The 25,463-nt window shown below is 55.5% G+C and carries 24 protein-coding genes and 1 pseudogene; 12 read left to right on the top strand and 13 right to left on the bottom strand.

Features of this window, described 5'->3' with window-relative positions; all coding sequences use genetic code 11:
* Nucleotides 1–108: 108 nt before the first annotated feature.
* The 3 genes from DBY68_RS19080 to tesA all read right to left on the bottom strand — a co-directional run bounded on the left by DBY68_RS19080 (nt 109) and on the right by tesA (nt 2,594).
* The gene (locus DBY68_RS19080; protein ID WP_108474093.1) at nt 109–963 is read right to left on the bottom strand and encodes a co-chaperone YbbN; all 855 of its coding nucleotides are present in this window, start codon (nt 961–963) and stop codon (nt 109–111) included.
* A 205-nt stretch (nt 964–1,168) separates the two neighbouring features.
* Entirely contained in the window at nt 1,169–1,939 is a 771-nt protein-coding gene (locus DBY68_RS19085) for an SDR family oxidoreductase (protein WP_108474092.1), read from the bottom strand.
* Nucleotides 1,940–1,967: 28 nt separating this feature from the next.
* Nucleotides 1,968–2,594 carry a multifunctional acyl-CoA thioesterase I/protease I/lysophospholipase L1 gene (tesA, locus tag DBY68_RS19090; protein ID WP_144052258.1) on the bottom strand — a complete coding sequence of 209 codons (627 nt, stop codon included), beginning with the start codon at nt 2,592–2,594 and terminating at the stop codon, nt 1,968–1,970.
* On the opposite strand from tesA, the gene ybbA reads away from it, so the two are divergent.
* From ybbA to DBY68_RS19120, 6 genes are all read left to right on the top strand, one after another.
* Complete coding sequence (gene ybbA / locus DBY68_RS19095) at nt 2,562–3,248, top strand: putative ABC transporter ATP-binding protein YbbA (RefSeq protein ID WP_015965495.1); 687 nt, start codon at nt 2,562–2,564, stop codon at nt 3,246–3,248. The genes tesA and ybbA overlap by 33 nt on opposite strands.
* Nucleotides 3,245–5,659 (top strand): putative ABC transporter permease subunit YbbP, encoded by a 2,415-nt coding sequence (gene ybbP / locus DBY68_RS19100; RefSeq protein ID WP_108474091.1) that lies wholly within the window; start codon nt 3,245–3,247, stop codon nt 5,657–5,659. The genes ybbA and ybbP overlap by 4 nt, the downstream gene beginning before the upstream one ends.
* Nucleotides 5,660–5,953: 294 nt before the next feature.
* Nucleotides 5,954–7,093 carry a porin gene (locus DBY68_RS19105; protein ID WP_108474090.1) on the top strand — a complete coding sequence of 380 codons (1,140 nt, stop codon included), beginning with the start codon at nt 5,954–5,956 and terminating at the stop codon, nt 7,091–7,093.
* A gap of 246 nt (nt 7,094–7,339) precedes the next feature.
* Entirely contained in the window at nt 7,340–8,170 is an 831-nt protein-coding gene (locus DBY68_RS19110) for a MetQ/NlpA family ABC transporter substrate-binding protein (protein WP_108474089.1), read from the top strand.
* A gap of 60 nt (nt 8,171–8,230) precedes the next feature.
* Nucleotides 8,231–9,247, top strand: a complete 1,017-nt coding sequence (gene sfbB, locus DBY68_RS19115) for a virulence-associated ABC transporter ATP-binding protein SfbB (RefSeq protein ID WP_108474088.1) — start codon at nt 8,231–8,233, stop codon at nt 9,245–9,247.
* Nucleotides 9,240–9,899, top strand: coding sequence for a methionine ABC transporter permease (locus DBY68_RS19120; RefSeq protein ID WP_015965490.1), 660 nt, complete (start codon nt 9,240–9,242; stop codon nt 9,897–9,899). Before sfbB ends, DBY68_RS19120 begins: the two co-directional genes overlap by 8 nt.
* A gap of 99 nt (nt 9,900–9,998) precedes the next feature.
* On the opposite strand, the gene mnmH is transcribed toward DBY68_RS19120, so the two are convergent.
* The 5 genes from mnmH to ppiB form a co-directional block, all read right to left on the bottom strand.
* On the bottom strand, nt 9,999–11,084 hold the full coding sequence (mnmH, locus tag DBY68_RS19125) for a tRNA 2-selenouridine(34) synthase MnmH (protein WP_108474087.1): 1,086 nt from the start codon (nt 11,082–11,084) through the stop codon (nt 9,999–10,001).
* 101 nt (nt 11,085–11,185) lie between these two features.
* The gene (purK, locus tag DBY68_RS19130) at nt 11,186–12,253 is read right to left on the bottom strand and encodes a 5-(carboxyamino)imidazole ribonucleotide synthase (protein WP_108474086.1); all 1,068 of its coding nucleotides are present in this window, start codon (nt 12,251–12,253) and stop codon (nt 11,186–11,188) included.
* The gene (gene purE, locus DBY68_RS19135) at nt 12,250–12,759 is read right to left on the bottom strand and encodes a 5-(carboxyamino)imidazole ribonucleotide mutase (protein WP_108474085.1); all 510 of its coding nucleotides are present in this window, start codon (nt 12,757–12,759) and stop codon (nt 12,250–12,252) included. Before purE ends, purK begins: the two co-directional genes overlap by 4 nt.
* A gap of 119 nt (nt 12,760–12,878) precedes the next feature.
* Complete coding sequence (gene lpxH, locus DBY68_RS19140; RefSeq protein WP_108474084.1) at nt 12,879–13,601, bottom strand: UDP-2,3-diacylglucosamine diphosphatase; 723 nt, start codon at nt 13,599–13,601, stop codon at nt 12,879–12,881.
* Nucleotides 13,602–13,603: 2 nt separating this feature from the next.
* A complete protein-coding gene (ppiB, locus tag DBY68_RS19145) occupies nt 13,604–14,098 on the bottom strand; it encodes a peptidylprolyl isomerase B (RefSeq protein WP_015965485.1) in 495 nt (164 codons plus the stop codon).
* 184 nt (nt 14,099–14,282) lie between these two features.
* Between ppiB and cysS (DBY68_RS19150) the strand changes: the two genes are divergently transcribed.
* Complete coding sequence (cysS, locus tag DBY68_RS19150; protein WP_108474083.1) at nt 14,283–15,674, top strand: cysteine--tRNA ligase; 1,392 nt, start codon at nt 14,283–14,285, stop codon at nt 15,672–15,674.
* A gap of 87 nt (nt 15,675–15,761) precedes the next feature.
* Nucleotides 15,762–15,944, top strand: a pseudogene (gene cysS / locus DBY68_RS19155) (cysteine--tRNA ligase); the annotation flags it as partial.
* A gap of 142 nt (nt 15,945–16,086) precedes the next feature.
* Here the strand turns inward: cysS (DBY68_RS19155) and DBY68_RS19160 are convergent.
* The 5 genes from DBY68_RS19160 to folD form a co-directional block, all read right to left on the bottom strand.
* Complete coding sequence (locus DBY68_RS19160) at nt 16,087–16,611, bottom strand: metal-dependent hydrolase (protein WP_108474082.1); 525 nt, start codon at nt 16,609–16,611, stop codon at nt 16,087–16,089.
* Between the two features lie 75 nt (nt 16,612–16,686).
* Complete coding sequence (locus DBY68_RS19165) at nt 16,687–17,703, bottom strand: substrate-binding domain-containing protein (protein WP_108474081.1); 1,017 nt, start codon at nt 17,701–17,703, stop codon at nt 16,687–16,689.
* Nucleotides 17,704–17,781: 78 nt separating this feature from the next.
* On the bottom strand, nt 17,782–19,281 hold the full coding sequence (locus tag DBY68_RS19170; RefSeq protein ID WP_108474080.1) for a PTS transporter subunit EIIC: 1,500 nt from the start codon (nt 19,279–19,281) through the stop codon (nt 17,782–17,784).
* 222 nt (nt 19,282–19,503) lie between these two features.
* Entirely contained in the window at nt 19,504–19,716 is a 213-nt protein-coding gene (gene ybcJ / locus DBY68_RS19175) for a ribosome-associated protein YbcJ (RefSeq protein WP_108474079.1), read from the bottom strand.
* The gene (gene folD, locus DBY68_RS19180; protein ID WP_015965477.1) at nt 19,716–20,582 is read right to left on the bottom strand and encodes a bifunctional methylenetetrahydrofolate dehydrogenase/methenyltetrahydrofolate cyclohydrolase FolD; all 867 of its coding nucleotides are present in this window, start codon (nt 20,580–20,582) and stop codon (nt 19,716–19,718) included. Before folD ends, ybcJ begins: the two co-directional genes overlap by 1 nt.
* A 407-nt stretch (nt 20,583–20,989) precedes the next feature.
* On the opposite strand from folD, the gene fimA reads away from it, so the two are divergent.
* From fimA to DBY68_RS19200, 4 genes are all read left to right on the top strand, one after another.
* Entirely contained in the window at nt 20,990–21,541 is a 552-nt protein-coding gene (gene fimA / locus DBY68_RS19185) for a type 1 fimbrial major subunit FimA (protein WP_108474078.1), read from the top strand.
* Nucleotides 21,542–21,605: 64 nt separating this feature from the next.
* Complete coding sequence (gene fimI, locus DBY68_RS19190) at nt 21,606–22,148, top strand: type 1 fimbrial protein subunit FimI (RefSeq protein WP_108474077.1); 543 nt, start codon at nt 21,606–21,608, stop codon at nt 22,146–22,148.
* A 30-nt stretch (nt 22,149–22,178) separates the two neighbouring features.
* Entirely contained in the window at nt 22,179–22,871 is a 693-nt protein-coding gene (gene fimC / locus DBY68_RS19195) for a type 1 fimbria chaperone FimC (protein WP_108474110.1), read from the top strand.
* Nucleotides 22,871–25,462: a fimbrial biogenesis usher protein gene (locus tag DBY68_RS19200; RefSeq protein WP_108474076.1), complete on the top strand. Its 2,592-nt coding sequence runs from the start codon at nt 22,871–22,873 to the stop codon at nt 25,460–25,462. Before fimC ends, DBY68_RS19200 begins: the two co-directional genes overlap by 1 nt.
* Nucleotide 25,463: the final 1 nt, after the last annotated feature.

Below are 25,463 nucleotides of genomic sequence, written 5' to 3' on the forward strand. Positions count from 1 at the left end.
TGTAAGTGTCTACCATGTCTCCGAACAAGTGTTCACTATGTCCCCGGACTGTACAGGGAGAGGGTTAGGGGGCAAATGTACGCACAAATCCCCCCAACCAGCACGAGATCAGTACAGCAGCGAATATAATTTACGACGATACTTCGACGCCAGTGCATCACCGGTACCTAACGCGGCCAGGATCTCTTGCAGCATTTTACGCGCCTGGCCATCAGCCGCGCCGAGGTCTTTTTGCAGATGGCTGAACAACAGTTCCAGCGCTTCTTCATTACGGCCTACCTGATGCAGTTGTAATGCCAGCTGCGATGCCAGGGCGGCATCTTCCGGGTTCTGTGCAACCTGCTGTTGTAACTGCTGAATTTCCGGCGTGTCCGCGGCCTGTTTCAGCAATTCAATTTTCGCCAGCAGCCCCTGATAGCGGGTATCCTGATCCTGTAATGGCACGGTTTTCAGTACGGCTTCCGCGTCTTCAGAACGGTTCAGGGCGATCTGCGTTTCTGCCAGCAGCAGGCCAATCTGACTATCCTGATTCGACATGGACCACGCATCTTTCAGCAGCGGCAGCGCGTCGGCATAGTTGCCTTCCTGCATCAGCTCCATTGCCTGCTGGGCTTTCAGCTCTTCTTCACGCGGCAGCACTTTATCGAGCAGAGCGCGAATAGCTTCTTCCGGCTGTGGGCCCTGGAAACCGTCCACCGGTTGACCGTTCTGGAACAGGTAAACCGTGGGGATAGCGCGCAGGCCAAACTGTGAAGCCACCATCTGCTCAGCGTCGCAGTCAACTTTTGCCAGAATAAACTGACCGTTGTACTGGGCAGCAAGGCTTTCGAGCACCGGCGTCAGCTCCAGACAGTGCTGGCTGCGTTCAGACCAGAAGTAGAACAGAATCGGCGTCGTGACGGATTGTTCCAGCGTCTGGTGCAGGTTAGCTTCGGTAATATTGACGATATTCTGTACGGACATGAGCCACTCTCTTTTGTCGGTTTCCGTAATATATGGGGGCACGGCGCTCGGCTTCAACTTAGAACCTATCCCATTCGGCTATTTTATTTGCCAGTTTGGCCTCGGGCAGTGCTCGAAATCCTCACGTACTACGTTTACGCTCCGGTTTCTGCGCGCTGTACGTGTCCAAACTGCCTGCAACAATTACGCCTGGTGGGACAGGCTCTTAGCCGCGTAAAATTTTGTCCATCGCGCGGGCCGGCAGCAGGCGCTTCAGCCAGCCAACGGCATGGGTAACCAGCGTCACCGGGTAACGCAGTTTGGGTTTATCGCTGATAAAGGCGTGACGCACTTTTTCCACGACCGCGTCCGGGCCAAGCGTAAAACGCGCGGCAATGCCGGGGTTCTCGACCGGTTTATCCTGCTCGATTTGATTCACGTTGTCGGTGAAGCGTGTACGAATCGGGCCAGGTTCAATCAGGCTCACTTTTATGCCCGTGGTGTGCAGCTCCATGCGCAGCGCGTCAGACCACGCCTCGAGTGCATATTTGCTGGCGGCATAGGCGCCGCGACCGGGCGTAGAAATAAGCCCCATGACCGACGACGTCATCACGATGCGGCCTTCGCCATGCGGGATCATCGACGGAAGAAGACGCTGAGTCAGCTGATGGGCGCCAAAAAAGTTGGCGGAAAATTGCTGCTCCAGTTGCGTCCGGGTCAGGGTACTGAGCGGGCCATAAACGCCGAAACCGGCGTTGTTGAACAGGCCAAACAGGCGATTGCCGGTCAGGGCGATAACCTCATCGGCGGCACGGTCGACGCTTGCCGGGTCATCGAGGTCCAGCTCAATACCCATAAGCCCCATGCCGTTCATCCGTGCGGCGTCAGCAGGGTTGCGGCAGGCCGCCAGCACGCGAAATCCCTGGCGCTTCAGCTCAAGGGCGCTTTCCAGACCAATACCGCTTGAACATCCTGTAATTAAAACCGTTTTTTGCATAACTTTACCTGAGAACGCCCCTTTATATTCAGGAGTCGTGATTAACTAGTGGTGCCAGGCGTGTCGCCATCCAGTCGGCGATAAACGGTTGGGCGTCACGATTGGGGTGAATACCATCATCCTGCATCCACTGCGGTTTGAGATAAACCTCTTCCATAAAGAAGGGCAGCAGTGGGATAGTGAATTCCTGGGCAAGCTGCGGATAAATCGCGCTAAAGGCTTCATTATAACGGCGTCCGTAGTTTGCGGGCAGACGAATTTGCATTAACAACGGCTCGGCGTTGGCCGCTTTAATTTGCTGCAATATGGTGCGCAGGGTTTGTTCGGTTTGCTGAGGCTGGAAGCCGCGCAGGCCGTCATTACCGCCCAGCTCAACCAGCACCCAGCGCGGTTTATGCTGTTTCAGCAGTGCGGGCAGGCGCGCAAGCCCCTGTGCCGAGGTGTCGCCGCTGATGCTGGCGTTAATCACCTCTGTTTTCGGCTGCCATTTGCTGTTGAGCAGGGCAGGCCAGGCCGTATTGGCGGCCATACGATATCCCGCGCTCAGGCTATCGCCGAGAATCAACAACGTGTCTGCGGCGACAGCGCGGAAGCTTAACAGAATCAAAAACAGGACGGGCAAATGCCAGCGGAAAACGTGCTTGAAGTTCATCATCTTAAGAAATCCGTCGGTCAGGGAGAGCATGAGCTTTCCATCCTTACCGGAGTTAACCTGATTGTCAAACCGGCACAGACCATCGCCCTGATTGGTGAGTCGGGGTCAGGGAAGTCGACGCTGCTGGCGATTCTCGCCGGGCTGGATGACGGCAGCGGTGGCGACGTAAAACTGCTTGGGCAATCGCTGACGGCGCTGGATGAAGAAGCGCGGGCACGTTTGCGGGCGCAGCATGTCGGTTTTGTTTTCCAGTCCTTTATGCTGATCCCGACACTTAACGCATTGGAAAACGTCGAACTTCCGGCGCTGCTGCGTGGCGAAAGTGACAGTCAGAGCCGGGGCGGCGCGAAAGCGTTGCTCGAACAACTTGGCCTTGGCAAGCGTCTGCATCATCTTCCCGCCCAGCTTTCGGGCGGTGAACAGCAGCGCGTGGCACTGGCACGCGCCTTTAATGGCCGCCCGGATCTCCTCTTCGCCGATGAACCCACCGGCAACCTCGACAGGCAGACGGGCGATAAAATTGCCGACCTGCTTTTCTCTCTCAATCGCGAACATGGCACGACGCTTATTCTCGTGACCCACGATCCCCAACTGGCGGCGCGCTGTGATCGACGTTTACGCCTCGTGGACGGTGAATTGCGGGAGGAAGCATGATTGCACGCTGGTTCTGGCGGGAGTGGCGCTCGCCGTCGCTGCTGATTGTCTGGCTGGCGTTAAGCCTGGCGGTGGCCTGCGTGCTGGCGCTTGGCAGCATCAGCGACCGCCTGGAAAAAGGCTTGAGTCAGCAAAGCAGTGAATATATGGCGGGCGATCGCGCGCTGCGCAGTTCGCGTGCAGTGCCTGCTGCCTGGATCGATAAAGCGCGGGAAGAAGGGTTAAAGGTTGGCGAGCAGGTTAGTTTCTCAACCATGACCTGGGCGGGGAATACTCCGCAGCTCGCTGACGTCAAAGCCGTAGACCGTGTTTATCCGATGTACGGCACGCTGCAAACCAAACCGGAAGGGGTAAAACCACAGCCCGGCACTGTGCTACTGGCACCGCGTTTGCTGGCGTTGTTAAACCTGAAGGTCGGCGATGAGATTGATGTCGGTGATGCCACGCTGCGCATCGCCGGAGAAATTGTTCAGGAACCGGACGCGGGCTTCAACCCTTTCCAGATGGCGCCGCGCCTGATGATGAACATGGCTGACGTCGAAAAAACCGGGGCAGTGCAGCCTGGCAGTCGTGTGAGCTGGCGCTACAAATTTGGCGGCACGCCAGAACAGCTGGCGAGCTATGAAAAATGGCTACTACCGCAGCTGAAACCTGAGCATCGCTGGTATGGCCTTGAGCAGGACGAAGGCGCGCTGGGTAAATCGCTCGAACGTTCGCAGCAGTTCCTGTTGCTTTCCGCGCTGTTAACGTTGCTGCTGGCGGTGGCAGCTGTCGCGGTGGCGATGGGGCACTACTGCCGCAGTCGTTATGACCTTGTGGCAATCCTCAAAACGCTGGGTGCCGGGCGGGCGCAGTTACGCAAGCTGATTATCGGCCAGTGGCTGTTGCTGCTCACGCTGGCGGTCATTACCGGCGGCGCGATGGGGCTGCTGTTCGAACATATATTATTGATTCTGCTCAAACCGGTTTTACCGGCAGCGCTGCCTTCCGCCAGCGCCTGGCCGTGGTTGTGGGCAATTGGCACGATGGTGGTGATTTCGCTGCTGGTCGGTCTGCGGCCCTATCGTCTGTTATTGGCAACGCAGCCGCTGCGTGTGCTGCGGCGCGACGTGGTCGCCAGCGTCTGGCCGCTGAAGTTTTATATTCCGGTGATTTGCCTGGTGGTTATCGGCCTGCTTGCCTGGTTGATGGGCGGTAGCCCACTGCTGTGGTCAGTGTTGGCGGGCGCTGTGGTGCTGGCGTTGTTGTGCGGCGTGCTGGGCTGGATGCTGCTTAACGTGCTCAAGCGCTTAACGCTGAAAGCGCTGCCGCTGCGTCTGGCGGTCAATCGCCTGCTGCGCCAGCCCTGGTCGACGCTGAGTCAGCTAGCGGCGTTTTCGCTCTCCTTCATGTTACTGGCGTTGCTGCTGGTGCTGCGTGGCGATCTGCTTGACCGCTGGCAACAGCAGTTGCCACCCGAAAGCCCCAACTACTTCCTGATTAACATCGCGCCGGAGCAGGTGCAGCCGGTGAAAACGTTCCTTGCAGAACATCAGGTGATTCCGGAGGCATTTTATCCCATCGTTCGCGCGCGTCTGACCCAGATAAACGGTCAAAGCACAGAAGGGAATAAAGATGAATCGCTCAACCGTGAGCTGAACCTCACCTGGCAGGATAAACGTCCCGACCATAACCCTATCGTCGCCGGAACCTGGCCGCCGAAAGCGGGGGAAGTGTCGATTGAAGAGGGGCTGTCGAAGCGTCTGAATATCAAACTGGGCGATAAAGTGACCTTTACCGGCGACACCCAGGATTTCAGCGCCACGGTCACCAGTTTACGAAAAGTAGACTGGGAGAGCCTGCGGCCTAACTTCTTCTTTATCTTCCCGAGCGGGGCGCTGGACGGTCAGCCGCAGAGCTGGCTCACCAGTTTCCGCTGGGATGGCAAAAATACATTGTTAACGCAGCTGAACCGTGAGTTTCCGACCATTAGCCTGCTGGATATCGGCGCGATATTAAAACAAGTTGGGCAGGTGCTGGAGCAGGTAAGCCGCGCGCTTGAAGTGATGGTGGTGCTGGTGACCGCCTGCGGCGTGCTGCTGTTGCTGGCACAGGTGCAGGTGGGCATGCGTCAGCGGCATCAGGAACTGGTGGTCTATCGCACGCTGGGGGCCAGCAAGCCGTTGCTGCGCACCACGCTGTGGGCAGAGTTCGCGCTTCTGGGGCTGGTCTCCGGGCTGGTGGCGGCTATTGGCGCCGAGACGGCGCTGGCGATGCTGCAAACGCGCGTGTTTGATTTCCCCTGGGAGCCGGACTGGCGCTTGTGGCTGGCGCTGCCGCTTTGCGGCGCGGTGCTGCTTTCACTGTGCGGCGGTTGGCTGGGGATTCGCCTGTTGAAAGGCAAAGCGTTGTTCCGCCAGTTTAGTCACTAAGAGATTGCCGGATGCGCTGACGCTTATCCGGCCTACACGGGGGCCCGGTAAGCGTTAGCGCCACCGGGCAACTGCCGCCACTTAACTTCCATCCCGTAAAAATTCCGCGCGCTAAATCCCACTTTTTACCTTTAACCCCAAAAGTTCCATGGAATTGTTCAATAAAGGCACAGATTGTATAGAACCGTCATTTTAACCGCACAAATCATTAAAAAACGGTAAAGATAAGTTCATTTAGACACGATAATATTCACTGGCTAAATAAATGGCAGTTAACCTATCCAAGGAACAACCATGTCCATAAAAATAAAAGCGCTGGCATTATCGATCGGCGCAGCAGTGGCACTGACGACTTTCGCAACTCAGGCGGAAATCACCGTTTTAAAAGCTGATCCGCAGGCTGGCGATCCGCTGAGCCGTCTTAACTTCACCGTTGGCGGGAGTATCCGTCCTCAGTTCCAGAACATGACCGGGGATGATGGTGCGAACGGCTACAAACGTAATGGCTTCGATGGCGGCACCCGTTTCCGTTTCGCGGCTGATTACTACCTGTTCGATGATATTAGCTGGATAAGCTACTACGAACTGGGTGTTAACTTCCCGGCGATGTTCAACTGGGATAACCACTACGCTGATGGCGCAAACGACACCACCCGTCGTATGCTCTACACCGGTCTGAAAAGCGATACCTGGGGTACGCTGACCTTCGGCCAACAGAACAGCATCTACTATGATGTGGTTGGCGCGAAAACCGATATCTGGGACTACGACATGATCGGTCAGGCTCCGGGTAACGGTATCAACGGTGACTACGATGGTTCTTATCGTACCCGTAAATCTCTGAAATATAAGAAAACTGTAGGCGACGTTGATCTCTACGCGTCTTACCTGTTCAGCGATGATCTTAACCCTAACAACGGCCTGAAATACAAACGTCGTGGCGGCGGTTCTCTGGGTGTGGATTACCACATTACCAAAGACCTGACCTGGGGTACGTCCTGGAACTACACCCGTGCGGAAATGCGCGGTGACGATCAGGGCAGCAAAACCTACGATCAGAACATCGTCGGTACCGCGTTTAGCTGGAAACCAGACAACTGGACCTTCGCCCTGGGCGGCGGCTGGTACCAGAACTTCATGACCACCAAGAAAATCGACGCGAAAGATTACTTCGCGGGCGACGCGTGGGGTCTGGAATACTTCGCGGGTTACACCTTCCCGATTGGTCAATACGCAGTTAAATCCATCCAGCCGTACTTCATGGGTGACCGTATTGAATACGTGAATGGTCGTAACTACCTGCGTACCGACAACGGCGTAGGTATCAGCTTCCAGCTGGATTACGGTTTCCGTGTTGACTACGAACACGTGTTTACCTCCAGCACCGACAACCTGGGTGATATGAACCTGGTTCGTCTGCGTTACGACTTCTAAGTCGTTTCCGCTATCAAAAGCCGGGCATTGCCCGGCTTTTTGCTATTTACAACTAAGCATTGTTATTAAACGCATATCCCCTCTCAGCGCCCCTTTAAGACATACTTCGAAATATCATGAAATAATTTCAAGGACAGCAGGTTGTGAACTGTGTCATGTTAACGATTGCCCCTTTTGTGGACATAACAACAGCGCCGCATCGCACGGCGATATGCACGACATCACAACGTTTAAAATGGAGAAGTTATGGGATTGCGTCAGAGTTTACGCGTCGCGACCGGAGCCCTGCTGCTGGCCTGTGGATTACAGTTTGCCCATGCCAACAGCGACCCGCATACGATAGTTTTCGGCGTTGCGCCGGGGCCGTATGGCGACATGGTGAAGCAGGCGATAGCGCCATCGCTGAAAGAGAAAGGGTATAAAGTCGTGGTCCGCGAATTTAGCGACTACGTCCAGCCGAATATGGCGTTATCTAACGGCAGCATCGACGCCAACCTGTTCCAGCATTCACTCTATTTCGATAAATTCACCACCGACAAAGGCCTCAAGCTGACGAAGCTGATTGTGGTTCCCACGGCGGGCATGGGCTTCTATTCCCGTAAGGTGAAGAGCCTGGATGAGCTGAAGAAGGGCGATATCATCACCCTTTCCAATGACCCGACCAACCTCGCGCGCGGCCTGCGTTTCCTGCAATCGCTCGACCTTATCACCATTAAACCGAATATTGATCCCACCAAAGCCTCCGAGCGCGATATCGCCAGCAACCCGAAAGGGCTGGTATTCAAACCGCTGGAAGCCGCGCAGTTGCCGCGTACGCTTGATGGCGTTACCGGCGCACTGGTGAACGGTAACTTTGCGGTGGCGGCGGGGCTTGATCTCTCCAGTGCACTCAAACAAGAGCATCTGGACGAGAACCTGAAAAATATTATTGCCGTGCGCAGCGAAGATGCGGATAAACCGTTCGCCAAAGATATCGTCGAGGCGGTGAAATCCCCGGCCTACCGTGCAGTAATAGATGATCCGAAAAATATTTATAGCGCCTTCCAGAAACCCGAATGGATGTCTGACGCGAAATAATCGCAGGACGCAACCTGACAGGGCAGACGCGTCTGCCCTTTTCGCATTTCTGAGGTGAGTATGATTGAGATAGAAAAGGTCTGTGTGGATTTCTCCACCGGACACGGCCCGTCTACGCGGGCGGTGAATAACGTCAGCCTGCATATCGGTGCGGGCGAAATCTTCGGTATTGTCGGCACCAGCGGGGCGGGGAAAAGCACGCTACTGCGCACGCTTAACGCCTTAACGCGCCCGAGCGAGGGTAGCGTTAAGGTTAACGGCGTGGAAATCTCTGCGCTTGAAGGTGCAAACCTGCGTAAAGCGCGTCAGCGAATTGGTATGATTTTCCAGCACTTTAACCTGATGCACACGCGAACCGTGGCGCAAAACGTCGCCTTCAGCCTGAAAGCGGCGGGCTGGGATCGCGATAAAATTGCGCCGCGCGTGACCGAGATTTTGTCGCTGGTGGGGCTTGCTGATAAAGCAAACCGTTATCCGGTGCAGCTCAGCGGTGGGCAGAAACAGCGCGTGGGGATTGCCCGCGCCATCGCAAATCACCCGGACGTACTGCTGTGTGATGAACCGACATCCGCGCTCGATCTGGAAACGTCCGCAACCATTCTGGCGCTGCTGAAAGAGATCAACGTGAAGCTTGGGATCACGATCGTGCTGATCACCCATGAAATGAACGTGATCAAAACCATCTGCGATCGCGTGGCGGTGATGTCCAGCGGGGAAGTGGTGGAATCCGGCGAAGTATTTGACGTCTTCGCCCATCCGCAGCATGCGTTCACCCGGCAACTGGTGTCGCACACCCTGAACCTGACGCTGCCCGAGCGCCTGCGTGAACATCTGCCGGGCCAGTTGCTGAAAATTCTGTTTATCGGCGATTCCGCCGAGCAACCGGTGCTGTCGGAAGTGGCGGTGAAGTTTGGCGTGGCGGTGAATATTCTGCACGGCAAAATTGAGTATATCGCCGAGCGGGCGCTGGGAATTTTAGTGGTGCAACTGACCGCACCGCATAACCCTACGTCAGTGGATGCGGCGGTGGCCTATATTCGGGAAAATACGGCACAGGTGGAGGTGATCCGTGGATGATTTACTGCCGGACTTAACGCTGGCGTTTAACGAAACTTTCCAGATGCTGAGTATTTCGACGGTGCTGGCGATTGTCGGCGGCCTGCCGCTCGGTTTTCTGATTTTTGTCACCGACAGGCATCTCTTCTGGCAAAATCGCTTTGTGTACCTGGTGTCGTCAGTGCTGGTGAATATCATCCGCTCGGTACCGTTTGTGATCCTGCTGGTGTTGCTGCTGCCATTGACGCAGTTTTTGCTCGGTAACACCATCGGGCCGATTGCGGCGTCGGTGCCGCTTTCCGTGGCGGCGATAGCGTTCTATGCGCGGCTGGTTGATAGCGCCCTGCGCGAAGTGGATAAAGGCATTATCGAAGCCGCTGAAGCGTTTGGTGCCAGCCCGATGCGGATTATCTGCACCGTGCTTCTGCCGGAAGCCAGCGCCGGTCTGCTGCGCGGCCTGACCATTACGCTGGTGAGCTTAATCGGCTACTCGGCGATGGCGGGAATTGTCGGCGGCGGCGGGGTGGGTGACCTGGCGATTCGCTACGGCTATTACCGTTACGAAACCCAGGTGATGGTCGTGACCGTTATCGCGCTGATTGTGTTGGTACAGGTGGTGCAGATGTTGGGCGACTGGCTGGCGAAGCGGGCGGATAAGCGTGAACGGCGTTAAGAATGGTGCTTTTTTGCCGGATGCGGCGTAAACGCCTTATCCGGCCTACATCTCGCATCCATTCGGATGTCGGGTAAGCGAAGCGCCACCCGACACTTATTAATGCCCCGACAACCAATGCTCAACCGCCTCCGATGTGCCGCGAAAGACTATCTTGCTGGCCTTTTTCTCCAGTTGATAGCGGTACATCGGGTCGTAGTATTCATTGAGCAGCGGCACCAGCCAGGCAAAGTGCGGTTCGGTTGAGCCGCTCTGCTGTTGCTCAACAAGTGCCTGATCGAGCTGTTGCGTCAGTTCGGCGAAGCGTTGCAGACCAAGGCGGCGACGAATGGCGAACAATCCGTGATGCAAATACTCACTGTACTCCCCCCAACCTTTCTCTTCGCCAAATGCCTCAATAAAGGCCTGATGCATATGCGTAAAATACTCTTCGCGCAGGCGTTCAAGGCGCAGTTCAAAGGGATCGTCCACCACCGCAATCGGCGATTGCGCCATGCGTTCGCGCAGGCTCTCCGGGAGATGATTCGCGCCAATCATATGACCTTCATCTTCGAGCACCCAACGCACCGTTTCGCGTCCTTCGCTACGCTGAAGCAACGCGCTGGCAAGATGGTTCTCAAAGGTTGCTTGCGGAAACTGCGCGTCCAGTGTGCGGCCAAAGGATGAACCGCGATGGTGTGCCAGCCCTTCCAGGTCGATACCAAAAGGTTGATTGCGCACCAGCGGCGTTTTGCCGTTTCCGGTACAGCCGCCAATCAACACGATCGGATGCTGAACCAGTTCGTCGGTAGCCTGAATCGCCGCCTGGCGCAGCATCTTGTAGCCACCGACAATCAGTGGATAATCGACGCCGCTCTCTGTTAACCATGCCTGCACGATATGCGAACGCTGGCCGCCGCGCGCGCAGCAAAGATAACCGTGTGGAAAACGTGCGCAGGCTTTCCGCCATGCATCAATGCGCGCCTGGCGTATCTCGCCTGACACCAACTGGTGTCCCAGCGCTAAAGCCGCGTCGGGGCCCTGGCGTTTATAGCAGGTACCGACTGCTGCACGCTCTTCATCGTTCATCAACGGCAGGTTGATTGCCGCAGGCAGCGAGCCTTGCTGAAACTCAACGGGGGCGCGAACGTCAATGATGGGGGTACCGGCGGTCAAAATAGCCCGGTAATCCGTCCCATTATTCATGGGCAAATCCTTCTGTAAAAATCGGGAGGGAGACTCGGACGGGATTCTACGCTTGTGACGGGAGCCGGGGAAGGGGAGGATTGTTCCCCGGCACGTTAGGCTTAAACCAGTTTTGACTGTGCCCAGCTAATTCCACTGGCGTATTCTGGCGGTAGCAGCGGGGTAACCGCTTCAAGCGTCGCGCTTAAACGTCCGGTATCGCTGTCGTTCAGGTTGAGGTGGCCCACTTTACGGCCTGGGCGAACCTCTTTATCGTACCAGTGCAGATGCACCAGCGGCAGCTTCAGCCAGTCGTAGTTCAGATCGCTGCCTATCAGGTTAACCATCACGGACGGGCTATTCACCACCGGCGGCGGCAGCGGTAAGTCGGTGATGGCACGCAGATGCAATTCAAACTGACTGATAGAGGCACCGTTTTGCGTCCAGTGTCCACTGTTGTGCACGCGTGGAGCCAGTTCGTTAATCAGCAACCCGGCAGGAGTAACGAAGCACTCCATCGCCATCACACCCACGTAGTTCAGCTCGTGCATGATTGCCGAGAGCATGCTTTCGGCCTGATTTTGCTGCTGTGCGTTCGCCTGCGGGAAAGCCACGCTCATGCGCAGAATGCCATCCTGATGCAGGTTGTGAGTCAGCGGATAGAACACGGTGCTGCCGTCGTGAGCGCGCGCGCCCACAAGGGAGACTTCACCGGAGAAATTAATGCCCTGCTCAACGATACATTCGCCATAGCATTCGTCAGGCAACTGAGCGGTCTCATCGGCACGCAAGCGCCACTGCCCGCGACCATCATAGCCACCGGTGCGACGCTTGACGATCGCAAGCTCACCCAGGCGTTCGAAAACGGCAGGCCATTGGCTTTGCCCGGCCAGCAGTTGCCACGGTGCGGTCGGCAGGCTGAGTTTGTCGAACAACTGCTTTTGCGTCAGGCGATCGGCAATGATTGGGAAGACGTCGCGGTTGACGAATGCCGGATGCAGCGCCAGCTCGCGGGTTAACGGGGTTTCCGGCCAGCGTTCGATTTCAGCGGTGATGACGCTCTGCTGGAACGGCACCGCTTCCGGCGAGGCTTCCAGACCGACGGGCCACACGGCAATGCCCAGCGGCTCGCCAGCCTGACGCAGCATGCGGCCTAGCTGGCCGTTGCCCAGTACGCAAACCTGCTTCATGCGTCACCTCGTGGGTCTGGGTTTTCCAGCACTTCATCGGTTTGTGCGCGACGCCAGTCGACCAGGCGTTGATGCAGTTCGGCATCGTGCTGGGCAAGAATTTGCGCAGCCAGCAGGGCGGCGTTAGCGGCCCCCGCTTTACCAATCGCCAGCGTTCCGACCGGAATACCGCGCGGCATTTGCACGATGGAATAGAGACTATCGACGCCGCTCAGGGCAGCGCTTTGTACCGGCACACCCAGCACCGGTACTAAGGTTTTAGCCGCAATCATGCCCGGCAGATGCGCCGCGCCGCCAGCGCCCGCGATGATCACCTGATAGCCGTTCTCTTCCGCGCTTTCGGCGAAGCTGAACAGTTTATCGGGCGTGCGGTGGGCGGAGACCACTTCGACATGGTGGGGAACATTCAGGATATCAAGAACTTCGGTAGCAAACTGCATGGTAGCCCAGTCGCTTTTGGACCCCATCACGATAGCGATACGTGCCGGATTATTGCGGGAAGACATACGTCTTAAAACTCCTGTGGGTGTGCTGCACACGACGATGTAGGGCACAGAGAATAGCATGGAAAATGGGCAAGGAAAACGGTTGCGTGGGCATGAGGCGGGCTTTTGTCGCGGAGTCACTAAAATGGAAAAGCAATCAACTCGACATCTTTCTCGCTAACTTTCACCATTGACCCTTCCGTATGCCACGCGCCCAGTACCACGCGATACGCGGGTTCGCCGTTGGCGGTCAATGTATGCACATCCGGGCGATGGGTATGCCCGTGGATCAGCCACTGCACGTGGTGCTTTTCCATCACATCCACAACGGCCTGCGGGTTAACATCCATAATTTCCATTGATTTATGGCTGTTAGCGGCTTTGCTATCGGCGCGCATGCGGGCGGCAATTTTCTGGCGGAAAAACAGCGGCAGCATCAGGAAGAGTTTTTGAATCCACGGCGTATGCACTTTGGCGCGAAACGCCTGATAACCTGCGTCATCGGTGCAAAGGGTATCGCCGTGCAGTATCAGAACCGGGCGACCATACAGTTCCAGGCGTTGTTCTTCTGGCAGAAGCGTCATGCCGCTTTCTCGGGCAAAGCGTTTGCCGAGCAGGAAATCACGATTACCGTGAATGAAATAACAGGGAACGCCGGAATCGACCAGCGCTTTTATAGCGCGGGCAATGTGCTGGTGCAGAGGATTTGGGTCGTCGTCGCCAATCCAGGCTTCGAAGAGATCGCCGAGAATATAGAGCGCATCGGCGTGACGTGCTTCACCGGCTAAAAAACGCAGAAAACCGGCGGTGATCGCCGGTTCTTCTGTTTGCAGGTGCAAATCTGCAATAAAGAGTGTCGCCACGATTACTCGCTGACGGTCACGCTTTCGATAACAACGTCTTCTTTAGGAACGTCCTGGTGCATGCCGCTGCGGCCCGTGGCGACAGCTTTGATTTTATCAACCACGTCCATACCTTCGACGACTTCTGCGAATACGCAGTAGCCCCAACCCTGCAGGCTTTCGCCGGAGAAGTTCAGGAAGTCGTTGTCAGCGACGTTGATGAAGAACTGCGCGGTTGCGGAGTGCGGAGCCTGAGTACGCGCCATTGCCAGCGTACCACGGGTGTTTTTCAGACCATTGTTGGCTTCGTTTTTGATAGCCTCTTTGGTCGCTTTCTGATTCATGCCCGGCTCAAAGCCGCCGCCCTGAATCATAAAGCCGTTGATAACACGGTGGAAAATCGTGTTGTTGTAGAAACCTTCGCGGCAGTAGTCCAGGAAGTTTTTAACTGTTTCCGGCGCTTTGTCATCAAACGTTTTGATTACGATATCGCCGTGATTAGTGTGGAAAGTAACCATTTCTGCATCCTGTTCCGTTATAGTGGTGCGTTAACTCGCGTGCGAGTCGTATATAGGCGCCTGTTATAGCATAACCGCGAGGTTCGATCACCTTGCAATGTGTGCTGCTTCAGAGTTGAATTAAAGGTAGAATACGCCGTTTCAGGCGCAAGCCCAGATCACACACGTCAACATGGAATTATCGATGCTAAAAATCTTCAATACAATGACCCGCCAAAAAGAGGAATTTAAGCCTATTCACGCCGGTGAAGTCGGCATGTACGTGTGTGGTATTACCGTTTACGATCTCTGTCATATCGGTCATGGACGTACCTTTGTTTCCTTTGATGTGGTCGCGCGTTACCTGCGTTTTCTTGGCTACAAACTGAAATACGTCCGCAACATCACCGATATCGACGATAAAATCATCAAGCGCGCCAATGAAAACGGCGAAAGTTTTGTGCAGTTAGTCGATCGCATGATTGTCGAAATGCATAAAGATTTTGATGCCCTGAACATTCTGCGCCCGGATGCTGAACCGCGTGCGACGCACCATATTCATGAAATCATCGAGATTACTGAACGTCTGATTGAACGCGGTCACGCGTATGTCGCTGAGAGCGGTGACGTGATGTTCTCCGTGCCGACCGATCCGAACTACGGCAAGTTGTCGCGTCAGGATCTGGAGCAGTTGCAGGCCGGCGCGCGTGTCGAAGTCGCGGAAGTGAAACGTAACCCGATGGACTTTGTGCTGTGGAAGATGTCGAAAGCGGGCGAGCCGAGCTGGCCGTCGCCGTGGGGCGAAGGTCGTCCGGGCTGGCACATTGAATGCTCTGCGATGAACTGCAAACAGTTGGGGCATCATTTTGATATCCACGGCGGCGGTTCTGACCTGATGTTCCCGCACCACGAAAACGAAATCGCCCAGTCTACCTGTGCGCACGATGGCGAATACGTCAACTACTGGATGCACTCCGGGATGGTGATGGTTGACCGCGAGAAGATGTCAAAATCGCTGGGCAACTTCTTTACCGTGCGTGACGTGCTGAAGTATTACGACGCGGAAACCGTGCGTTACTTCCTGATGTCCGGCCACTATCGTAGCCAGTTGAACTACAGCGAAGACAACCTGAAACAGGCGCGTTCCGCACTGGAGCGTCTTTACACGGCGCTGCGCGGCACCTCGGCAACGGATGTTGAATTTGTTCGCAGCGCGCAGTATGTCGATCGCTTTAAAGAGGCGATGGACGACGATTTCAACACCCCGGTGGCTTACGCCGTGCTGTTTGATTTGGCGAAAGAAGTGAACAATGCCAAACAGGCAGGCAACAGTGAAGAAGCGAATGCGGCCGCAACCTGTCTGCGTACGCTCGCGGCTGTTCTCGGTTTGCTGGAACAAGAGCCAGAAGCCTTCCTGCAAAGCGGTGCACAGGCGGATGACGGTGAAGTCGCGGAAATCGAAGCCCTGATCCAGCAGCGTCTCGACGCGCGTAAAGCGAAAGACTGGGCCGCGGCGGATGCGGCGCGTGACCGTCTGAACGAGATGGGAATCGTGCTGGAAGATGGCCCGCAGGGAACGACGTGGCGTCGTAAGTAACCCCTCACCCTAACCCTCTCCCTCAGGGAGAGGGGACCGACAGAGCCAGTGGTAAACTAAGTGCAGTTTTCTCCCCCTCCCTGTGGGAGAGATCCAGAAGCCTTCCTGCAAAGTGGTGCTCAGGCGGATGACAATGAAGTCGCGGAAATCGAAGCCCTTATTCAGCAGCGTCTCGACGCGCGTAAAGCGAAGGACTGGTCGGCTGCGGATGCGGCGCGTGACCGTCTGAATGAGATGGGAATCGTGCTGGAAGATGGCCCGCAGGGGACCGACAGAGCCAGTGGTAAACTAAGTGCAGTTTTCGCCTTCACCCTCTGGAAGAACGGGCCGATAGCGCAGGTGGTAATGGATGTACGGTTTTCTCCCTCTCCCTGTGGGAGAGGGCCGGGGTGAGGGCATCAGCACGCACCCTTCAACGCTTTTGCCACCACAATATCCCCATCAACAACACCACGCCCGGCAGCCACACCCAAAGCAGTTCCGACATAATCACCTGATGCCCATATGCCGTCGTATAGCTCGACAGTGCAAACGGCGCGACCTTTATCACCTGCCACGGCGCAAAGAAGCGTTCATCCGACCACGGCCACAGCCAGCCGACGCCTTTCCCGCCCGTTGTCACTGAATCCAGCAGGCTGTGCGATAGCAGCGATACGGTCAGAAATAGCCAGCAGCGAATCAGTCCGGCCCGGAACCACCGTCGGCCAATCAGTACGCAAAGTAGCGGAACCACCAAAGCGAAAAGTAGCGAGTGGGTAAACCCGCGATGACCAAAAGCGTTGCCATAAGCCACGCCAAACTTAAATGCCAGCACGTCGGCGTCGGGGAGCATAGCGAGAACAATGCCGGTAAACAGTAATCGGGGTGGGATAACTCTGCTGCCAAGGCCTAAACCCAGGCACAGAGGAACGGCGGCGTGTGTGATAATGGTTGGCATGGTGAAACATTCCCGGATAAATCAGGAGAATATAGCAGCAAACGGGCGCAGTAAGGCCCGCGCACGATTCTGAAATTAAGCTGATTCCCGCGTAATCAATTGCCCGGAAAGCGTAATTTTCTGCGTTTGCAGTTCCGGCTCTTTGAGCTTACGGATAATCAACCCCGCGGCCTGCCGCCCGGTCTCTTCGCTTGATGATGAGACATAGGTAAAAGAGGGCGAGGTGAGATTCACGTTAAGCATATCTTCAAAGCCAATCAGCGCGACCTGCTGAGTCAGAAAGACATCCTTCCCCACGGTGCGCCCAATCTGGTGAATCCCGCTTATGCTGCCAATCATTGCCGCTGGTGAATGGCACAGCAGGGCGGTGATGGTGTTGTTTTTTTCCAGCAACTGGCGCGTAACGAGGCTTGCTGCATGAGTATCTTCGCTACAGCATGGCGTCGCCTCTTCGCGATTCAACAGGCCATACTGCGTTAACACGCTGCGAAAACCCGCCAGCCGCTGCTGGCGAATTAAATCGTCTTCGCGCCCGCCAATGTAGGCAATGCTGCGATGTCCGCGCTCAATCAGATAACGTGCGGCAAGGACGGCGGCCTGACGGTTATCGCGCATCACCAGGTTGCACTGCTCATCAAGCGGCGACTGGGAAACGACTACATACGGCAGTGGGCAGTGGCGAATTTTGTCTGGAATATGAAGGCTGAAGGCATCGGACGCGAGGTAGATAACGCCCGCCACGCCCTGCTGTTTAAATGACAGCAGGCAGCGCTCTAAATGATCATGACTGTTGAGCGGCTGGCCGAGAAAAACCATAAACCCTTGTTTTTCCAGCTCTTGCACGATGCTTGCCATCACTTTAATGGAGAAGCTATCGCTGAAATCAGGAAGGATCAGACCAATCAGATTGGAAGTATTCGCGCGAAGGTTGGCGGCCGCGACGTTGTGAACGTAGCCCAGCGCCTCGATAGCGGCCTGCACTTTGCCGATCGTCGCGTCAGAAATTTTCCCTTTCTGACGCAGCACCAGCGACACGGTCGACACCGATACGCCTGCCTGTTTTGCGACATCAATAATGCTGACTTTCTTCAATTCCGCTCCCTGAAAATGATCGATTCATGCCACGACGCCCCCTCAAGCGTAACGGAGGTGTCGTCGATCGGCATAGTATTATTTGCCAATCATCGTGGACATGGTTTGCGCGATAAACTGTGCTCTGGCCCCGAAAATAACCTGAATGCCTTTATCCCCGACGAAGACCACACCGCGCGCCCCGACGCCATTCAGGCCATCCTTATCGACTTTATCCCCCTGTGACACCTCCAGACGCAGGCGGGTAATACAGGAACCGACCGAATCGATATTCTGCGCGCCGCCCAGCAAGGCAATAATTTCCGTTGCCAGCTCGGTATCAGTTTTATCTTTCGCATCGGCGACAACGTCTGCACGTCCCGGCGTTTTGATATCAAAGCGGCGGATCACAAAGCGGAAAGTGAAGTAGTAGATAATCGCCATCGGGATACCGACGATTGCTGCGCTCAGGAAGTTGGTCTGATAACCGTTAAACGACGGCAGAATGCCGAACGAAATATAGTCAATCATCCCAGCTGAGAAGGATTTGGCAATGTGCGCGTGCAACAGGAACATACACATATACGCCAGCCCGGCCATGATGGCGTTAAAGACGTAAAGGATAGGCGCAACGAAAATAAAGGTGAACTCGACCGGCTCAGTGATCCCGGTCAGGAAGCAGGTGAGGGCCGCAGAGAACAGAATACCGAAAGCAATTTTTTTGTTTTTGCTGTTCGCTTCGTGATACATCGCCAGACATGCCGCAGGCAGCGCAAAAAGCATCAGCGGGAATTCGCCCTGCATGAATTTACCGGCATTCTGGTAGGTGTCGCTGCTAAAGGATTTCACGCCTTCTTCCAGCATTTTAAACCAGATTGTCTGATCGCCGTGGATCACCTGGCCTGCCTGAGTAGTGTAATCCCCAAAAGAGTACCAGAAAGACGGATACCAGATGTGATGCAGGCCGAGCGGAATCAACGCGCGTTCGACCAGACCAAAAATAAACGTAGAGGCTGCCTGATTATCACCGTTCACCACCGTGGAGAGCGCATCAATACCCGCCTGAATATGCTGCCAGACGTAGGGCAATAGCAGGCCGAGCAGGAATGACAGCACCGCGGTGGCAATGGCGACAAAACGTTTACCGGAGAAGAATCCCAGAAATTCCGGCAACTGCATGGCATGGAAGCGGTTATAACACCAGGCCGCGAGAATACCGCAAATCAGCCCGCCAAAGACGCCCATTTGCAGCGTTGGTATGCCGACCACCATCGCATATTTCCCGCCCTGAGACGCCATTTCCGGCGTAATGTTCAGCACGGTACCGATGGTGATATTGGTGACAAACACCGAAACGGCGGCAGAGAGTGCCGCGATACCCGATTCCGACGCCAGCCCCACTGCCGAACCAATCGCGAACAACATCGGCAGGTTATCGAAAATAACCCCGCCTGCGTTCATCATTAGCGGCAAATGGAATTTATCACCGAACGCCAGCAGCAAACCGGCCGCGGGCAGGAGTGAGATTGGCAGCATTAATGCGCGACCAATCATCGATAGTTTTGACAATGATTTAACAATACCGGACAGCAAACCCATACCCGTTCCCCCGACTGGAGATAATGAATTGCGCGTAAATCGCGCTGTTATTGTAAGTAGAACGTTCTACTAGAACGTTCTACTTATGGTCGGAGAAAGGTAAAATTTCCGCAACAAGATTATGAGGCGTCGTCATAGGAGATTGTGATTTTTTGAAGTTGATCGAGAATTGACCACAAGGGGAGTGGGGAATACCCGGCAGGGTGCCGGGTATCATTCGGCTTACGCCGTAACGGTAATGCTCTGCCCCGCAAAGCTCACCGTTTGCCCGGCGACAATTTTGCAGCGTTTGCGCGTTTCAACCGCGCCGTCAACTTTCACCTGGCCATCGGCAATGACGATTTTCGCCTGCGCGCCGCTTTCGGCCCAGCCTTCCAGTTTCAGCAGATCGCACAGTTCTACGTGCGGGTGTTTTCCTAAAGAGAATGTGGCCATTATGCTTCCTCGACGTCGTGATACTCTTCACAGGCCTGAAGCGTATTCTGAATAAGTGTTGCAACGGTCATCGGGCCGACGCCGCCCGGAACCGGGGTAATGTAAGACGCGCGTTTTGCCGCATCTTCAAAGACCACATCGCCCACCACTTTGCCATTTTCCAGTCGGTTAATGCCGACGTCCATGACGATTGCGCCTTCTTTGATCCAGTCACCCGGAATAAAGCCAGGCTTACCGACGGCGACAATCAACAGGTCAGCATTTTCAACGTGGTGACGCAGGTTTTTGGTGAAGCGGTGAGTCACGGTGGTGGTGCAACCGGCCAGCAGCAGCTCCATGCTCATCGGGCGACCGACGATGTTGGATGCGCCAATAACGACGGCATTCAGCCCATAGGTGTCGATGTTGTAGCGCTCAAGCAGCGTAACGATACCACGCGGCGTGCACGGACGCAGACGCGGCGCGCGCTGGCACAGGCGGCCCACATTATACGGATGGAAACCGTCAACGTCTTTATCAGGCGCAATACGCTCCAGCACTTTTACGTTATCGATGCCTGCCGGAAGCGGCAGTTGCACTAAGATGCCATCAATGGTTTTGTCGGCATTCAGGGTGTCGATAAGCGTCAGCAGCTCGGCTTCACTGGTGGTTTCCGGCAGGTCATAAGAGCGGGAGACGAACCCCACTTCGTCGCAGGCTTTGCGTTTGCTTGCGACATAAATTTGTGAGGCCGGGTTGCTGCCAACCAGCACAACGGCAAGCCCGGGGGCACGTTTTCCTGCTGCAACGCGCGCCTGTACTTTTTCCGCAACCTCAGAGCGCACCTGCTGCGCAATCGTTTTACCGTCAATAATCTTAGCTGCCATCAGAGAGAAGATTCCATCTGTCACTTTCGAAAGGGGGATGGCCATATTTTGTCAGATGCGGGGCTTTCTGTCAGTCATCCTTTACGAGTTTTCGCGCGAAAGCCCTTCCCGCTGGCGATTGTCTTACTGATTGTGCGGTTTTGTCCTGGTGAAAATTAGGACGTGGCTTAGCCTGAGCTCAGTGTTTATACGTATTTTCTCTTATTTAATTTCTGTACCTTACCCTCGAAATAAAATTCTTCCGGTGTTATCGCCGGAATATCACGCTGCCTGTTATTTGGCAGTGTTTTTAACTCTCTCAGGGATGCTGAGGTTATGCGGTCTGGCAATTATTTGCCGTGCTATGTCATGCGAGTCGTACAGGATATTCGGTTCGTCACAATGTTTTAATTCATCAAGGAATACCTATGAAACTGAGTACTATTGCCTCTACTGTGATGGCGTCTTTCGTATTAATGGCGGGTGCCGCACAGGCTGCGCCGGTTTCCGTTAATGGCGGCAGCGTTCACTTTAAAGGTGAATTAGTCAACGCAGCGTGTGCGGTAAATACTGAGTCTTCAGATCAAATTGTTGAACTGGGCCAGTATCGCACGGCGAAATTTACTGCGGTCGGCGATACCACCACCAATATACCGTTCACCATCGTTCTGAACGATTGCGATCCGAGCGTTTCGGCTACCGCTGCTGTGGCATTTAGCGGCCAGGCTGACGCTACCGACGCAACGCTGCTGGCAGTGAACTCTTCCAACAACAATACCGCGGCGAAAGGCGTGGGTATCGAGATCCTCGACAGCAAATCGAAAACCCTGAGCCCGGATGGCGCAACCTTCTCCTCTGCGCAGACTCTGCTGCAGGGCACCAACACCCTGAACTTCACCGCGCGCTACAAAGCGACGGCGGATACCGCAGAGCCGGGTCAGGCGAATGCGGACGCGACCTTTGTGATGAAGTACGAGTAATCGCTAATACAGGGAGTGACTTTGCCTCAGGGATGAGGCTCGAATCACCTGAAGAGAGCCACGAATGAGAGGGATTGTGTTCCTGCTGGCCACGCTGATGCTTTCTCTGCCCGCGCTGGCGCACAGAGTTGTCATCGAAGGTGGAAAGGTACAAATGCGCGGTGAGCTGGTTAATAGCGCCTGTGCTGTCGCCACTGAAAGCCAGAATATGCGCATTGAGATGGGGCAGTACCGGACCAACGCGTTTACCGGGCCGGGAAGTTTTGCCACCACGCAGGTGCCGTTTACGCTGCGCCTGGTCGACTGCCGAAAAGATGTCTCGCAGACCGTGGGGATAGCCTTCCAGGGGCTAACGCCGACGGAAGATCCGCTGGTGTTTATGACCACTTCGCGCGTCGATGGCCGTCAACCAAACAGTGGGGTAGGGCTGGCGTTATTTGATAATAGCCAGCGGCACATTATTCCGAATGCCCAGCCGGTTTCCTATTTTCCCATTAATGATGATGAGCTGATATTTCATTTCAGCGCACGCTATCGGGCTATTTCCGGCAAGGTTATGCCTGGCGCCATTCAGTCTGATGTCTGGTTTACGCTGCTTTATCCCTGAAGCGTCAAATAAAGAAAAGGTATTGTTGTGATTAACGCATTTATTAAATCAAGCATGGCCCTGTCATTTTTACTGCTGTGTGTCTCATTGCCTGCACAGGCATCCGGGGGAGTGGCACTGGGCGCTACGCGCGTTATTTATCCAGCGGATGCTAAACAGACTTCGCTGGCCATCACTAACAGCAACGATAAAGAACGTTATTTAATTAACGCATGGATTGAAAACGACCTCGGGAAAAAAGAATCAACATTTGTCGTGACGCCGCCGCTGTTCGTCAGCGAGCCAAAAAGTGAAAACACCCTGCGTATTATTTACGCCGGTCAGCCTCTGCCGTCCGACCGCGAGTCGCTGTTCTGGATGAACGTGAAGGCGATTCCTTCCGTTAACAAAGCGAATATCGAAGGGAAGAACGTTCTGCAACTGGCGATTTTGTCGCGCATCAAACTGTTCGTTCGCCCGAAAAATCTGGCGATGCCGCCGGAAGAAGCCCTCTCGCATCTGCGTTTTGAGCGTAGCGGCACGCATTTGAAGGTGACCAATGCGTCGCCTTATTACGTTACGTTGGTCAATTTGCAGCTTGGCGGTCAGCGCATTAACAATCTGATGATTGCGCCGAAAAACAGTGCTCAACAGGCAATTCCGGCCTCAGCGAGCGGCACGCTTTCATGGCAGAGCGTGAATGATTACGGCGCGATCACGCCCGTTCACCGCGTAAATCTCTGATGAAGCCAGGGCAGGCCGACACCATGAAAATCCACCACCCGCTCAGTATGCTGACGCTGGCTGTGATGGCGGCGCTCTGGTCACCCAACGGGCGCGGCGAAAGCTACTTTAACCCCGCATTTTTGTCGGAAGATACGGCCTCGGTGGCCGATCTTTCGCGTTTTGAACAAGGGCACCAGCAAGCGCCGGGTGTTTATCGCGTCGATATCTGGCGCAACGATGAATTTATCGGTACCCAGGATCTCACGTTTGTCGCCGCCGAGGGCGCGCCACCGCCTGCAGCGGGCCTTGCACCCTGTATTCAGCGCGATTTCTTACAGCGCCTGGGTGTCAACATGACGGCCTTCCCGGCGCTGGCCAGTGAGCCGAAAGGAAACTGTGTGGCGCTGGAAACACTGCTGCCGGGGAGCGTGGTGGCGTTTGACTTCGCCTCGCTACGCCTGCGACTCAGCCTGCCTCAGGCGGCGATGAGCAACAGTGCACGCGGTTATATTCCGCCAGACGAGTGGGACGAAGGGATTCCTGCGCTGCTGTTGAACTACAGTCTCACCGGCAACAAAGGCAGCGATGACGATAGCCACTACCTCAATTTGCAAAGCGGCCTGAACTATGGCCCGTGGCGGTTGCGTAATAACGGCGCGTGGCGCTATACCCGTAATAACGGCCATCGCCACAGCGAGTGGGAAAATATCGGAACCTGGCTTCAGCGCTCGATTATCCCGCTGAAAAGCGAAATGGTGTTGGGCGACAGTAATACCGGCAATGACGTGTTCGACAGCATCGGTTTTCGCGGTGGGCGGCTTTACTCCTCAGACAGTATGTATCCGGACAGCCTGCAGGGCTACGCGCCGACCGTCCGCGGCATAGCGCGCACGCCTGCGAAGGTGGTGATTCGCCAGAACGGCTATGTGATTTATCAAAGCTACGTCCAGCCGGGCGCTTTTGCGATAAGCGACCTGAACCCGACCTCTTCGAGCGGTGACCTGGAGGTGACCGTTGAGGAGAAAGACGGTAGCCAGCAGCGCTACACCGTGCCTTATTCCACGGTGCCATTGCTGCAACGTGAAGGACGACTGAAGTATGACCTGGTCGCCGGGGAGTACCGCAGCGGGAATAGCCAAAAAGATACGCCATTCTTTGGTCAGGGCACGATGATTGTCGGTCTGCCGGGCGGTTATACCGTTTACGGCGGCACGCAGATGGCCTCGCGCTACGCGGCGGCGGCGATTGGCGCGGGCAAAAACCTCGGTGACTGGGGCGCGATTTCTCTTGATGTCACCCATGCGCGTAGCCAGTTAGCCGATGATAGCTGGCATGAAGGGCAGTCTCTGCGTTTCTTGTACGCAAAATCCCTGAACGGCTACGGTACCAACTTCCAGTTGCTGGGCTATCGCTACTCGACGCGCGGTTTTTATACCCTTGATGACGTGGCGTGGAAACGGATGTCCGGGTATGAGTATTCCGACACAGAAAACGATAAAAACGGCGTGCCGGATGTCGTGAGCTATCACAACCTTACCTGGAGTAAAAAAGGGCGTTTCCAGGTCAACATTTCGCAATCGCTGGGGGATTACGGTTCGGTCTATCTCTCCGGTAGTGAACAAACCTACTGGGGAACCAGCGATTCCAATATCTGGTATCAGCTTGGTTATGCCGGTGGCTGGAAAGGCGTCAGCTACTCATTGACCTGGTCGTGGAACCGCTCGGTAGGTATCGACGGCACCGATCGAATTGTTTCTGCGAACGTCTCTATTCCGTTCAGTCTGTTTACGCCGAACGGCTATCGTCGCGATAGCGTGCTGGATCGTGCCTATGCCACTGCCTCCGCGAGCCGCAATAAAGACGGTGATAGCAGTTGGCAAACCGGCGTCAGCGGCACGTTACTGGAAGGACGCAACCTGAATTACAGCGTGACCCAGGGCCATACCAGCAACAATGGATCGAGCGGCAGCGCATCTGCAAACTGGCAGGCGACTTACGGCACAGTCGGTGCAGGCTACAACTATTCGCGCGATCAGCATGATTTTAACTGGCAACTGGCCGGTGGCGTGGTCGGTCATGCCGATGGTGTGACCTTTAGCCAGCCGCTGGGCGATACCAACGTGCTGATTAAAGCGCCGGGGGCGAGCGGCGTGAAAATCGAAAACCAGACTGGGGTGAAAACCGACTGGCGCGGATACGCCGTTATGCCTTACGCCACCGTGTATCGCTATAACCGCGTGGCGCTGGATACCAACTCCATGAATGACCATACGGATGTGGAAAACAACGTCAGCAGCGTGGTGCCCACCCGCGGCGCGCTGGTGCGTGCGGCGTTTGATACGCGAATCGGTGTGCGTGCGCTGATCACGGTGCGGCGTGGCGATCGCGTGGTGCCGTTTGGCGCAATCGTGCGTGAAGTCAACAGTGGCGTCACCAGCATGGTGGGTGAAGAGGGGCAAATTTACCTCAGCGGTTTGCCGCTGAGCGGGGAGCTGCTCATTCAGTGGGGCGACAGCGCGCAGGAACGCTGCCGGGCAACTTATACGCTCCCGCAGGAGAGTTTAAATCAGGCGATTACCATGATGGGAGCACGCTGTGAACGTGAATAAG

The sequence above is a fragment of the Pseudocitrobacter sp. RIT415 genome (genome assembly GCF_003057695.2).
Lineage (GTDB): Bacteria > Pseudomonadota > Gammaproteobacteria > Enterobacterales > Enterobacteriaceae > Pseudocitrobacter > Pseudocitrobacter faecalis.

What these genes read in the sequence shown, in the direction of transcription:
- sfbB (WP_108474088.1), top strand. Translation starts at nt 8,231, where the DNA reads ATGATTGAGATAGAAAAGGTCTGTGTGGATTTCTCCACCGGACACGGC.
- DBY68_RS19085 (WP_108474092.1), bottom strand. Translation starts at nt 1,939, where the DNA reads ATGCAAAAAACGGTTTTAATTACAGGATGTTCAAGCGGTATTGGTCTG.
- folD (WP_015965477.1), bottom strand. Translation starts at nt 20,582, where the DNA reads ATGGCAGCTAAGATTATTGACGGTAAAACGATTGCGCAGCAGGTGCGC.
- purE (WP_108474085.1), bottom strand. Translation starts at nt 12,759, where the DNA reads ATGTCTTCCCGCAATAATCCGGCACGTATCGCTATCGTGATGGGGTCC.
- fimA (WP_108474078.1), top strand. Translation starts at nt 20,990, where the DNA reads ATGAAACTGAGTACTATTGCCTCTACTGTGATGGCGTCTTTCGTATTA.
- mnmH (WP_108474087.1), bottom strand. Translation starts at nt 11,084, where the DNA reads ATGAATAATGGGACGGATTACCGGGCTATTTTGACCGCCGGTACCCCC.
- DBY68_RS19080 (WP_108474093.1), bottom strand. Translation starts at nt 963, where the DNA reads ATGTCCGTACAGAATATCGTCAATATTACCGAAGCTAACCTGCACCAG.
- DBY68_RS19160 (WP_108474082.1), bottom strand. Translation starts at nt 16,611, where the DNA reads ATGCCAACCATTATCACACACGCCGCCGTTCCTCTGTGCCTGGGTTTA.
- DBY68_RS19170 (WP_108474080.1), bottom strand. Translation starts at nt 19,281, where the DNA reads ATGGGTTTGCTGTCCGGTATTGTTAAATCATTGTCAAAACTATCGATG.
- ybbP (WP_108474091.1), top strand. Translation starts at nt 3,245, where the DNA reads ATGATTGCACGCTGGTTCTGGCGGGAGTGGCGCTCGCCGTCGCTGCTG.
- fimI (WP_108474077.1), top strand. Translation starts at nt 21,606, where the DNA reads ATGAGAGGGATTGTGTTCCTGCTGGCCACGCTGATGCTTTCTCTGCCC.
- tesA (WP_144052258.1), bottom strand. Translation starts at nt 2,594, where the DNA reads ATGATGAACTTCAAGCACGTTTTCCGCTGGCATTTGCCCGTCCTGTTT.
- purK (WP_108474086.1), bottom strand. Translation starts at nt 12,253, where the DNA reads ATGAAGCAGGTTTGCGTACTGGGCAACGGCCAGCTAGGCCGCATGCTG.
- ybbA (WP_015965495.1), top strand. Translation starts at nt 2,562, where the DNA reads ATGCCAGCGGAAAACGTGCTTGAAGTTCATCATCTTAAGAAATCCGTC.
- ybcJ (WP_108474079.1), bottom strand. Translation starts at nt 19,716, where the DNA reads ATGGCCACATTCTCTTTAGGAAAACACCCGCACGTAGAACTGTGCGAT.
- DBY68_RS19110 (WP_108474089.1), top strand. Translation starts at nt 7,340, where the DNA reads ATGGGATTGCGTCAGAGTTTACGCGTCGCGACCGGAGCCCTGCTGCTG.
- cysS (WP_108474083.1), top strand. Translation starts at nt 14,283, where the DNA reads ATGCTAAAAATCTTCAATACAATGACCCGCCAAAAAGAGGAATTTAAG.
- DBY68_RS19105 (WP_108474090.1), top strand. Translation starts at nt 5,954, where the DNA reads ATGTCCATAAAAATAAAAGCGCTGGCATTATCGATCGGCGCAGCAGTG.
- ppiB (WP_015965485.1), bottom strand. Translation starts at nt 14,098, where the DNA reads ATGGTTACTTTCCACACTAATCACGGCGATATCGTAATCAAAACGTTT.
- DBY68_RS19200 (WP_108474076.1), top strand. Translation starts at nt 22,871, where the DNA reads ATGAAGCCAGGGCAGGCCGACACCATGAAAATCCACCACCCGCTCAGT.